Annotated in this window: 10 protein-coding genes; all 10 read right to left on the bottom strand. The window is 60.7% G+C overall.

Annotated features, from left to right (window positions below):
• Window positions 1-202: 202 nt before the first annotated feature.
• The 10 genes from ACI3K0_RS17725 to ACI3K0_RS17680 all read right to left on the bottom strand — a co-directional run bounded on the left by ACI3K0_RS17725 (window position 203) and on the right by ACI3K0_RS17680 (window position 11,882).
• Entirely contained in the window at window positions 203-1,726 is a 1,524-nt protein-coding gene (locus tag ACI3K0_RS17725; protein ID WP_404945833.1) for an ABC transporter substrate-binding protein, read from the bottom strand.
• Window positions 1,727-1,850: 124 nt separating this feature from the next.
• Window positions 1,851-2,603, bottom strand: coding sequence for an ABC transporter ATP-binding protein (locus tag ACI3K0_RS17720; RefSeq protein ID WP_148143159.1), 753 nt, complete (start codon window positions 2,601-2,603; stop codon window positions 1,851-1,853).
• Window positions 2,600-3,436: an ABC transporter ATP-binding protein gene (locus tag ACI3K0_RS17715; RefSeq protein ID WP_404945832.1), complete on the bottom strand. Its 837-nt coding sequence runs from the start codon at window positions 3,434-3,436 to the stop codon at window positions 2,600-2,602. Before ACI3K0_RS17715 ends, ACI3K0_RS17720 begins: the two co-directional genes overlap by 4 nt.
• On the bottom strand, window positions 3,433-4,365 hold the full coding sequence (locus ACI3K0_RS17710) for an ABC transporter permease (RefSeq protein ID WP_404945831.1): 933 nt from the start codon (window positions 4,363-4,365) through the stop codon (window positions 3,433-3,435). The genes ACI3K0_RS17715 and ACI3K0_RS17710 overlap by 4 nt, the downstream gene beginning before the upstream one ends.
• Entirely contained in the window at window positions 4,362-5,366 is a 1,005-nt protein-coding gene (locus ACI3K0_RS17705; RefSeq protein WP_394353635.1) for an ABC transporter permease, read from the bottom strand. The genes ACI3K0_RS17710 and ACI3K0_RS17705 overlap by 4 nt, the downstream gene beginning before the upstream one ends.
• A gap of 285 nt (window positions 5,367-5,651) precedes the next feature.
• Window positions 5,652-7,292: an ABC transporter substrate-binding protein gene (locus ACI3K0_RS17700; RefSeq protein WP_404945846.1), complete on the bottom strand. Its 1,641-nt coding sequence runs from the start codon at window positions 7,290-7,292 to the stop codon at window positions 5,652-5,654.
• 49 nt (window positions 7,293-7,341) lie between these two features.
• Complete coding sequence (locus ACI3K0_RS17695; protein WP_404945830.1) at window positions 7,342-8,391, bottom strand: dipeptidase; 1,050 nt, start codon at window positions 8,389-8,391, stop codon at window positions 7,342-7,344.
• Window positions 8,392-8,477: 86 nt separating this feature from the next.
• Window positions 8,478-9,155, bottom strand: coding sequence for a phosphoribosyltransferase (locus tag ACI3K0_RS17690; RefSeq protein ID WP_404945829.1), 678 nt, complete (start codon window positions 9,153-9,155; stop codon window positions 8,478-8,480).
• Between the two features lie 19 nt (window positions 9,156-9,174).
• Window positions 9,175-10,962, bottom strand: coding sequence for an adenine deaminase (locus ACI3K0_RS17685; RefSeq protein ID WP_404945828.1), 1,788 nt, complete (start codon window positions 10,960-10,962; stop codon window positions 9,175-9,177).
• The gene (locus ACI3K0_RS17680) at window positions 10,959-11,882 is read right to left on the bottom strand and encodes a nucleoside hydrolase (RefSeq protein WP_404945827.1); all 924 of its coding nucleotides are present in this window, start codon (window positions 11,880-11,882) and stop codon (window positions 10,959-10,961) included. Before ACI3K0_RS17680 ends, ACI3K0_RS17685 begins: the two co-directional genes overlap by 4 nt.
• Between the last annotated feature and the right edge of the window lie 5 nt (window positions 11,883-11,887).

The following is an 11,887-nucleotide window of genomic DNA, read 5'->3' as shown; positions in this document are numbered from 1 at the left end:
CCTCCCAACCCTCCCCACAAGGGAGAGGGCTTAACCCAGCCGCTTCGCCGAAATTTAGACGAGGCAAGCGTTTGCCGTGAGTCTTCTCCCCCCTTGTGGGGGAGATGGCCGGCAGGCCAGAGGGGGACTTGCTTCATATGAGATTGCCCTACCCACAAGGGGGGAGATCGGAATGCCGCCCCGTTATGCCACACCAAACCCCTCACTCTTCCCAATGCACCTCGGTCAGCACATTCGACGGGATCGGTTCATTCTCCCAAAGCCCCTTCAGCTTCTTGTCCCAGATCCCGAGCTTCGGCATCACGAACAGAAACAGTGCGGGCACATCATTGGCGAGAATGGTCTGCGCTTCGCCATAAAGCTTGTCCTGCTCCGAGGCATCAGTGCTTGCCTCGACCTTGGCGAGGATGGCGTTGAATTCCGGGTTCTTGTAATTGAAGTAATACGGGTCGCGCGCGTAGATATCGATATCCATCGGTTCCGCATGGGCAACGATGGTCATGTCGTAATCGGCGGCCTTCAGCACATCAGCCACCCATTTCGCCGGAAACTCGGTGGTTTCGATATTCATCGTCACGCCGATTTCGGCAAACAGCGCCTGAAGGATCTGCGACGAGCGCTGCGCGTAGGCCATCTGCGGTGCCTTCATGGTGAAGGAGAAACCGTTCGGGTAACCCGCTTCCGCCAGAAGCGCCTTGGCCTTTTCGACATCATAAGGATAGACGCCGGTAAGATCCTTGTAGCCACGGTCGTTCGGCGTGTAATGGCTGCCGATCGGCGTGCCGAGGCCCGACCATGCACCCTCCACCACCATCGCCCGGTCGACCGCCATCATCAGCGCCTGACGGACCTTTTTGTCGGAAAACGGCTTGCGGGAATTGTTCATGCCCGCCACGACCTTGAGCTCGGTATTACCGATCACCGTCGCCAGCTTGTCGCTGCCCTCGAAGGAGGAAACCAGTTCCGGCGCACCGAATTCAGGAAAAGCATCGACATCGCCTGCCGTCAACGCGGCCGACTGCGCCTGCGGGTCGTTTATGAAACGGAAGGAAGCCGTCTCCAGCTTCACCGAAACATCCTTGTTCCAGTAACCGGCATTCTTCTTCAGATCGACTTTCGTGCCCTTGGCCCAGCTGCTGAAAACAAAAGGCCCGGTTCCGACCGGATTGGTCTTGTTATCAGCAGCAGTCGATGGCTCCACCATCACGGCCGCCGGCCATCCGAACCAGTAGAGCAGGCTGCCGGTCGGCTGCTTGAGTTTCAGGACCAGCGTCGCGGCATCAGGCGTCTCGATCGTGTCGATCGAGGTGAAATAACGCTTCTGCGGATTGACGCTGTCGCCCCCGCGAGCGCGGTCCAGCGTGAACTTGGCGACAGAACTGTCAAAGGACACGCCATTGTGGAATTTCACGCCTTGCCTGAGCTTGAACGTATAGGTCTTGCCATCTGGCGAAACGTCCCAGCTCTCGGCAAGCTGCGGCTGCACCTTGCCCGCCTTGTCGATCGTCGTCAGGCCTTCGAAGATGTTCTGCCAGGTCACCTGGCCGATCATCACCTGCGCGCCGATCGTCGGATCGAGACCGCCCGGCTCCACCGTCATGCCGATCGTTGCGGCAGTCTTGGGTGCGGCCTGCGCATAGGGTGCCGCCAAGACGATGCCCGCGCCAAGCGCCAGCCCCATCACGCCACGCCGAGAGACCTGAGACCAGGAGAAAATCGTCTGCATCGTATAAGCTCCCCGTTATTCGCTGCCTGCAGCTTTGTTAAATGCAGTCTAAGGGCATTTCGCAACTGCACACAATGCTCATTCGCGACCTTCCAAGCACTTCCGACTTTGCTGAAACACGGGGTCAGACGCGGCGAAATCCTTCGCTGGCGGTCATGAGCTGCCGTGTATAGTCAGCAGAGAACGCACGGCTTTCCAGCGCATCGGCAGTAACCGTTTCAACAACCTTGCCCGACTTCATTACCGCCAGCCGCTCGCACATATGACTGATGACCCCAAGATCGTGGCTGACCATCACGAAGGTCAGTCCGCGATCTTTTCGCGCCTGCTCCAACAGGTTGAGGATTTCCGCCTGGATCGATGCGTCGAGCGCAGAGGTCGGCTCATCAAGCAGCAGAACCTTCGGCTCCAGGATCAGCGCGCGGGCGATTGCCACGCGTTGCCGCTGCCCGCCGGAAAGCTGGTGCGAATAGCGGAAGCGGAAACCCGACCCCAGACCCACCTCGTCCAGTGCCCGCATGATCCGCTGGTCGACATTGTCGAAACCATGGATCGCCAGTGGCTCCAACAACAGCCGGTCGACCGTCTGGCGAGGATGCAGCGAACCGTAGGGATCCTGAAATACCATCTGCACCGTGCGATAAAAATCCTTCGACCGGCTCCGGCCCGAATAGGACTGCCCGTTGATCGTAAGCGTCCCGGCGCTGAACGTGTTCAGCCCCGCCACCGCACGCAGCAGCGTCGATTTTCCAGACCCGCTTTCACCAACGATGCCGAAACTCTCGCCCTGAGCCACATCCACCGACACATGGTCGAGCGCGATAAACTCGTCGAACGTGACGACCATGTCTTTGACGGAAAGAACATTCGTCGTCATAGCGCCCACTCCTTCTTGCGGTCGAGCACCGGTAGCGGATGCCGGTCGGAGCCGATTGTCGGCAGGCAATTGAGCAGGCCTTGCGTATAGGGATGCTGAGCCTTGGAAAGATCCGCCGACGGCAGTTCCTCCACCACACGCCCCGCATACATGACAAGCACCCGGTCGCAGAAGGACGAGACGAGCCGCAAGTCGTGCGACACGAAGATCAGCCCCATGCCGCGCTCGGCCACCAGCTTGTCGAGAATGCCGAGCACTTCGAGCTGTACCGTCACGTCAAGCGCCGAGGTCGGCTCATCGGCGATCAGCAGTTCAGGCCCGCAAATCAGCATCATCGCGATCATCACACGTTGCCCCATGCCACCGGAAACCTCGTGCGGATAGAGCGAAAACACCCGCTCCGGATCACGGATTTGCACCGCTTCCAGCATCGCAAGCGTGCGCGCCTTCGCCTCCGCAGTCGAGATCTTTTCATGCGTCTTCAGCGTCTCGATGATCTGCCTTCCGATGGTCGAGACGGGGTTCAGCGAATATTTCGGATCTTGCAGCACCATGCCGATCCGTTTCCCCCGGATCTCCCGCCGCTCGCGGTCGGAAATCGTCAGCAGATCGCGCCCGGCAAAGTTCAGCGTCTTCGCGGTAATCTTGGCATGTTTCGGCGTCAGTCCCATGATCGCCCGGCCCGTCTGCGACTTGCCGGAACCGCTTTCGCCGACAATGCCCAGCCGTTCGCGCCCGAGCGTAAACGACACCCCACGCACGGCCTCGATCACGCCGGTGCGCGTCGGAAAACTTACCCGCAGGTCTTCGACCGTCAAAAGCGTGTCCGTCATTGGCCCGCCTCCTTCGGATCGAGCGCGTCGCGCAATCCATCGCCGAGCAGGTTGAAACCGAGCGAGACGATCAGGATCGCCGCACCCGGCATTGCCGCGACCCACCACTGGTCGAGAATGAAGCGACGCCCCGAAGCAATCATCGCCCCCCATTCGGGAAGCGGCGGCTGTGCGCCGAGACCGAGGAAGCCGAGACCGGCAGCGGTCAGGATGATGCCCGCCATATCGAGCGTCACACGCACGATCAGCGAGGAGAGGCAGAGCGGCATCACGTGCCGCAGGATGATGCGGAACGGCGAGGCTCCCATCAGCTTCACCGCCGAAATGAATTCCGAATTGCGAAACGTCATCGTCTCGGCGCGGGCGATACGCGCATAAGGCGGCCAAGAGGTGACAGCGATTGCCAGCACCGCATTTTCGATCCCCGGCCCGAGAGCAGCCACCAGCGCCAATGCCAGAACCAGCTTCGGAAAGGCGAGAAAGATGTCGGTAATCCGCATCAGCACCGCATCCACCCAGCCGCCGGCATAACCGGACACCGTGCCGATGATCAGGCCGACAGGAGCAGCGATAATCGCCACCAGCACGACAACAAACAGCGTCAGTCGCGAACCATGGATCAGCCGCGAGAGAATATCGCGCCCCTGGTCATCGGTGCCGAGCAGGTAACCCGCCGAACCCGGCGGCAAAAGCCGCGAATTGCGCAGGTCACCCTGCACCGGATTATGCGGCGCCAGCACGTCGGCAAAGATCGCAACCAGGATCAGGAGAAGAATGATGCCGAGACCGGCCAGCGCCAGCCGGTTGGCGGAAAACCGCCGCCAGATCACATAGGCGCGGCCAAGCCGTGCCTGATGCCGCGATGTCGGCTGTTCGGACAGGAGCCATTCGCGGCTATAGGGCTTTTCACTTACTTGGAGAACACTCATCGGCTTCTCGTCCTCGGATCGAGCGTCCGGTAGAGAAGGTCGGACAATATGTTGATGGCAATGAACACCGCACCGATGACGATCGTGCCGCCAAGCACGGCATTCATATCGGCATTCTGCAGCGAGTTGGTGATGTAGAGGCCAAGCCCCGGCCAGGAAAAGATCGTCTCGGTCAGAACCGAACCTTCCAGCAGACCCGCATAGGAAAGCGCGATCACCGTCACCAGCGGCACCGCGGCGTTTCTCAGCGCATGGAACCAGATGATCCGCGTCTCCGACAGCCCCTTGGCCCGTGCGGCGACTATATATTCCTGTTGCAGCTCGTTGAGCATGAATGAGCGCGTCATACGGCTGATATAGGCGAGCGAAAAATACCCGAGCAGCCCTCCGGGCAGGATGATATGGCGGAACAGATCCCAGGCCACATCCCACTGCCCCTGCCAGATCGCGTCGAACAGGAAAAAGCCCGTCTGCGGCGTGAACGTATATTCGTAGACGATGTCGATACGCCCCGGATAGGCGACCCATCCAAGCTTGGCGTAGAACAGGACCAGCGCCAAAAGCCCGAGCCAGAAGATCGGCACGGAATACCCGATCAACCCGATCACCCGCACGATCTGGTCGGCGATCGATCCGCGCTTGACGGCGGCCAGCACACCGAGCGGCACGCCGATCAGCGCCCCGATGATCGTCCCGATCGTCGCCAGCTCGATCGTTGCCGGAAACACCCGCGCGATGTCCGCCATCACGGGATTGGTGGTCAGCACCGAGGTGCCGAAATCGCCCGTCAGCGCCTGCTTTATATAGATCCAGAACTGCTGGTAGAGCGGCAGGTTGAGACCAAGCTCCTCCCGCACGCGCTCGACGACATGCGCCGGCGCGCGATCGCCGACGATCGCCAGCGCCGGATCGATCGGCACCACCCGGCCAATGAAGAAGGTGACAGCCAGAAGGCCGAGAAATGTCGTAACGACAGTGACCACGAAACGGACCACCGCCATGCCAAAGGAGGAAGCACGGCGCCGGTTGCGCCGCGTCACTGCCGTCGTATCGGTAAGCGTCAAGGAGTTCTCCTTTGAGCAACGCGAAGGATTTGGGGCGTTGCGGCACGCGACCTTCTCCCCGTGAAACGGGGAGAAGGTGCCGGCAGGCGGATGAGGGGCAAATGCCGCGAACTCAGCCCCGCGACTGCCCCTCATCCCCTCGCTAGCGCTCCGGACCTTCTCCCCGCAGGCGGGGAGAAGGAGGCAAGCCGCACCGTCCGAATTTCAAACCCGCCAAGCCTGCTACTTCGAAACCGGATAGACGAAGTTCGTATCGAAGCTCGGGCCGAGCTTGAAGTCTTTCAGCTTGGAAGAGTAACCGGCCACTTCCGTCTGCTGGAAGATGATCACGAACGGGCTCTGCGCCAGCGCCTTCTTCTGAAGGTCCTCGTAGACTGCCGCACGCTTGGCCGCATCCTTTTCAAGAAGCGCGCCTTGGGCGGCTTCTTCGATGTCCTTAGGCACATCCCAGGCATTACGCCATGCGAGCGTCTTGTTCTTGCCCTCGTCGGAATTGTCGTAGTTGATGACGAAGGTTTCGGCATTCGAGTTCGGGTCGAAATAGTCCGAACCCCACTGGCCGATATAGATGTCATGGGTGCGGGCGCGGAATTTCGTCAGCGTCTGCTTGCCATCGCCCGGAATGATTTCGAGCTTGATGCCGGCCTGCGCCAGCGTCTGCTGCACGCTTTCGGCAATGCCCGTAACCGGCTGCGTGTTGCGCACATCCATGGTCACGGTAAAGCCGTCCTTCAGGCCCGCCTTGGCAAGCAGTTCCTTGGCCTTGGCGACATCCAGCTTGTAAGGGTTGTCGTTCAGCGCACCGAGCTGGCCCTTCGGCAGGAAGGTCTGGTGGATTTCGCCGATGCCCTTGATCAGCGTCGCGCCGATCGCGTCATAGTCGACCAGATACTTGAACGCTTCCGCCACTTCGGGCTTTGCCAGCTTCTCGTTTTTCTGGTTGAGGCTGAAATAGTAGATCGTGCCCTTCGGCGCAGACGTGATCGACAGGCCTTCCTTCTTGGAAACGGCCTCCACATCGTTCGGCTCGAGGTTACGCGCGATATCGATATCGCCGTTTTGCAGCGCCAGACGCTGGCCGGAGCTTTCCTTCATGTGGCGATAGATGACGCGCTTCAGCTTCGGCTTCTCGCCGTAGTAATTCGGGTTGGCTTCCATGATGACGGCCTCATTGGCGCGCCATGCCAGCACCTTGTACGGGCCGGAACCGGCAAAACCGGTCTTCATCCATTCATTGCCGAAATCACTGTCGTATTTGTAATCGGCCGAAGGCGTCATCGCCTTGGCATGTTCCATCACCACCTTCTTGTCGACAACGGAAGCGACGGTGGCGGTCAAGACGTTAAGCACGAAGCTCGGCGCATAGGCCTTGTCGACCGTGAAGGTGAATGTGTCGGGCGCGGTCGCCTTGGCCTTCTCGGCAACATTGTCGCCGGTCAGCCCGAACTGGGTCAGAAGGAAGGCAGGAGACTTGTCGAGCTTGACGGCGCGTTCGAACGAGAAGGCAACGTCTTCTGCGGTCAGCGGGTTGCCTGAAGCAAATTTCAGGTCCGGCTTCAGCTTAAACGTATAGGTCATGCCGTCGTCGGAAACCGTCCAGCTGGCCGCCAGATCACCTATGACCTTGGAAGTGTCGGCCGGATCCAGCATGACCAGCTTGCTATAGGTATTGGCGGTCACTTCGGCAGTGGAAAGCTCGAAGGCTTCGCCCGGATCAATGGTGATAATGTCGTCGATCGCAAAGCCTTCGACCAGCGTATCGGCCGGCGTCGCGGCGAATGCCTGCGGTGCTGCGACCAACAGCAGCGACAACGCTGCGCTCGTGGAAAGCATTCGGACGGAAGTGCGGAAAGAGTGGAGCATGATCAGTTCCCCTGTTGTCATTTGCTCATGTCCGGCCCGCTTCGGGCCGTTATTCGTGCCAGGCTTTGCCGAGAACCCTCAACCAGTTCTCGCGGGCCAGCTTGGCCAAATCCTCGCCAGCGTATCCCGCTGTTTTTAAAGCTGCAACCAGATTTTGATTGCCCGCAGCATCACGAATTTCGACCGGTACGGTGCAGCCGTCGAAGTCCGATCCGATCGCTACATGGTCGATCCCCATCCGCTCAACCATGTAGTCCACATGGCGTATCATCTCGGAGATCGGCGTGGCCGCAATGTCCAGCCCGTCGTCGCGCAGCATGGTGACCGCATAGTTCAGGCCCACGAGCCCGCCGCTCTCCTTGATCGCGTCCATCTGCCTGTCGGTCAGGTTGCGCGCGACTGGCGTCAGAGCATGTGCATTTGAATGGCTTGCGATCAGCGGCTGGTCGGAAGTTTTTGCCACATCCCAGAACCCCTTCTCGGTAATATGCGACAAGTCGATCAGGATGCCGAGCCGGTTGCAGGCCTTGACCAGTTCGAAGCCGAGATCGGTCAGGCCCGGCCCGGTATCCGTCGTCATCGGAAAGGCGAATGGCACGCCATGGCCAAAAATGTTGTGGCGGCTCCAGACCGGCCCGAGCGAGCGAAGACCGGCCGCATGGAAGACTTCTAGATTGGCGAAGTCGGCATCGATCGGTTCGCAACCTTCCATGTGCAGCACGGCGGCAAATACGCCGTCCTTCATCGCCTGTCGGATATCGGCGGTGGACCGGCAGAGTTTCCAAGCCCCTGCCCGGTCCAGCCGCAGCGCGATCGCCGCCTTTTCCAGCCCTATATCCAGCGAAGGTGCGTATTCGAGCGGTGCGGCAAGCGGCGTCACATAACTCCCGTCCGGTTCGGGATCCTTGAGCACCAGATCGCCGGAGGGAATGTAGATCGCGCAAAGACCACCCGCGAGACCACCCGCTCGCGCCCGCGGCGCATCGATATGGCCTTCGGGGGTACCTTTGGAGAATTCCACAACGGGATCAGCTCCCGCCTTCATGTTCCGCCAGAGCCGCAACAACACATCGTTATGGCCATCGAACACCAGTTCCATCAAAGTCTTCCTGAAAATTTCGCTTGGGTCTTGAGGTAGGGTGTCGCGATCCTAGCCAGCAATCTCATGTCCGCAAGCCGAAAAAATCAGTGCGACCAAAGCTCTTCGCCGGCTTTGCTCAGTATCGGCGTGCGAAAACAGGAAACCACGCGCTCCTTCCACTGTGGCCCAAAATCGTCGAGCTTCTTTTCCCATCGATCCGATTGCAGCATGGCAGCGCCGATCACCACCGGCTCGATCCCGAGCGAAGCCATCAGCGTCAGGCCGGAAATGATCGAGGTGCCGGAGGAAATCACGTCATCGATGAGCGCCACGCGCTTGCCTTCGATGAGCGGCATCATCCGCGGGTCGACATAAAGCCGTTTCTGTTGTTCCGGCGTGGTGATCGAGGAAAGCGGCACCGAAAGCTCCTCGTCATACCAGAACTTCTTCGATGTCCCGAGCGGTACATAACGGGCAAAACCCAGCATCCGCGCCACCGCAGCGGCAAGCGTCAGGCCCAGTGTCGGCAGGCCGACAATCACTTCCGGCCGAAGTGCCGCGATCTTCGGCGCCAGATCGGCGGCGAGCGCATCCTGCACATCGAAACTCGCCTGATTGATGATCAGCGATACCAGAGCATGTTGTCCATCGGCAAGCGGCCGGATCGGCAGCCTGATCTGTTCGCCACTGTCGAGCCGTGCCGGAAAGAAACCGGAAAAAGGCCCGGCCTCATCAAAAGAACCGGGAGCATGCAGCTCCTGCCAGAATTCATGCGGCTGCATCGCTTTTCCCAACCCTATTCTATGCCAGAATTTCCAGTATCGGGCTCTCCATTAGCGTGCCGGTGGTCACGTCGGCAATGCCCCGGTCGGTCTGATGTGGCCCTGCATTGCAGGCCAGCGTCGCGCCGAAACAGGCCTTGAACACCAGATAGGGCGGCTCCCAATCGACGACCTTGTCCATCGCCGCACGGATAGCCCGGAACTGATCGGCAACCACCTCGACCGGCTCTTCGGACACGAGGCCCGCCAGCGGCAGCGGAAGCAAGCTCACCACCTTGCCGCCGATCGCAACCGCCATGCCGCCGCCCGACGCGATCACCGCATTGGCAGCAGCCGCCATATCGCGCGGATCGGAGCCGAAAACGGTGAGGTTATGGCTGTCATGCGCCACGGTCGTCGCGAAAGCGCCCTTCCACTTGCCCCATCCAGTGAGGAAACCCAACCTGGTGCGGCTGTCGACACGGCCATGGCGATGAGTCACGGCGATCAACACCGATTCCTGCGGGGGTACCACGAACCCGTTTTCGACAACCGCATCCGCCTGCCCCCAGCGTGTGAACCGCGGCCGATCAATGGTCGCGACCCTCACCCGGGTACCTTCAGAGCGAAGTTTGAAATCATCTTCCGAGAGAGCCTGCAGCTTTACCGAACGGCGCAGCGGATTGGGGTTCATCCGGCACACGTCGCCCGTCATCTTTCCATCGCGCGAGACGATGTGGCCGCTCGCCACGACCGCACGCGTACGAAAATCCTTGAGGTCCTCGAAGAGCACGATATCTGCCCGGCGGCCCGCCGCGATCAACCCGAGATCGGCGCGGCCGATCCTGACCGATCCGTTCAGCGTCGCCGCCTGCAGCGCCCATTCCGGCTTCATCCCGTAGCGCACCAGCCGGCGCACCACGTCGTCGAGACCGCCGCCATCGACGAGATCGTCGGGGAACACGTCGTCGGTGCAGATTGTCAGCGTCTGCGGCAGGTGCCCAAGCTTATTCAGCGCCTCGACGAATTCCGGCAGAAGGTGGTCATGTGAACCGCGCATCTCGATCGTCAGGCCGGCGCGCAGCTTCTGCATCAGGTCTTCGGCGGAGGTCAGCTCGTGGTCGGACGTGACGCCCGCCGTCATGAAAGCGGCAAGATCACCGCCAGCGAGGCCTCGGGCATGGCCGCTGACAAGCTTTTCCGAAACGAGCGCATTCTGCACGATATTGCTGATGCGCGGTTCGCGGTCGATCACGCCGCGCATGTTCATCACCTCAGCAAGGCCGGCAATCTTCGGCCACAGCAGCATTTCATCGATCACATCGGCATCGAAATCCGCGCCGGCAACCTCGTAGCCGGGGGCGGAAGGAACGCAGGACGGTGCCATGACGACGGCCCTTAACGGCAAAGAGCGGACAGCTTCCACCGACCATGCCACGCCATCGACACCGCAGACATTACCGAACTCATGCGGATCCCAGACCACCGTCGTCACGCCGCGCGGCACCACGGTCTCCGCATAGGTCGCCGGCGTCACCATCGAGCTTTCGATATGCATATGCGTGTCGATCAGACCCGGCGAAACGAACGCGCCGGTCGCATCGATCACCTGCGCCGCATCCGAGCGTGCACCACGCTCATGAACGCTGACGATCAGCGGCCCGACAATACCGATATCGGCGGGACGAAGCTCGCCGGTCACCACATCCACCAGCGTGCCGCCGGAAATCAAAATGTCGAAGGGCGCATCTCCGCGTGCGACCTTCACGGCATTGTCGCGAAAGCACGGTTCGGTAAATTCGCCAACGGTTGCGATAATGTCCTTCACCAGCTTGCCTCCGCCTTCAATGCGTCGAGAATGGATTGCTTGGCCTTTGCGGCATCGATATCCGCCGCGAACTGTGCGTTGAATTCGGCCCTGCCCGCTCGTGTCTCGACCACGGTGCGACCGCGCGTATGGCTGCCCGTCAATTCCATGTCGATCCGTGCATCCTGCCATGCCGCAAAATCCGGCTGCACGAAGGCCACCGCCGCAACAGCGTCATAAAGCGACATTGCCTTGCGCCCGCGGCTGGTGGCGATCGAAACGAAACCGGCCAGCAGATCGGCCAGCAGCGTCGCATTTCGGCCACCGGCAGAGCGCACCGGCTCGACATCTTCCGGCGCGCAAAGCACCTTGCGGCATAGATCGAGATCGACCATGCGGAACGGAATGCCGTGCGCAAGAACGATCGCCACCGCTTCCGGATCGGCAAAGGCGTTGAACTCGGCGGATGCCGTGTGATTGCCGGCAGTCAGTCCGCCGCCCATCCATGTCAGGTCGGTGATCTTGGCGGCGAGGTCCGGTCGCGCCAGCGCCACGGCGGCAATATTGGTGAGAGGCCCAAGCGCCAGAATGCGTCGCTCGCCTTCGCTGCGCTCCAACCATGAACAAAGCGCCTCGAACGCATCCTCGACGAATGTATCCGGACCGGCCGGCAGGGCTTCACCCGCAGTCGGCATGCCCGCGTCGCTCAGGATCGAAACCGCTGTCTCCAGCTTGCCGAGAACTGGCTTTGCCCGCCCGGCGTGAATGGGAAACGGCCAGACGAAGGCAGCGGCGGCACCGGCCGCATTGCGGCGCACCTGATCCAGCGGTGCATTGCCCAGGACAAGCGAAATCCCGTCGATGGCAAGCCCGCCATGGGCGACAACCATGATGGCGGCCAGATCATCGAATCCCATATCGGTATCGATCCAAACACCCATTTCAA

The organism is Rhizobium sp. ZW T2_16 (assembly GCF_044987325.1).
GTDB lineage: Bacteria > Pseudomonadota > Alphaproteobacteria > Rhizobiales > Rhizobiaceae > Neorhizobium > Neorhizobium cellulosilyticum.
The sequence above is the reverse complement of the archived record's forward strand: the minus strand, read 5'-3'. Positions and strand labels throughout refer to the sequence as shown.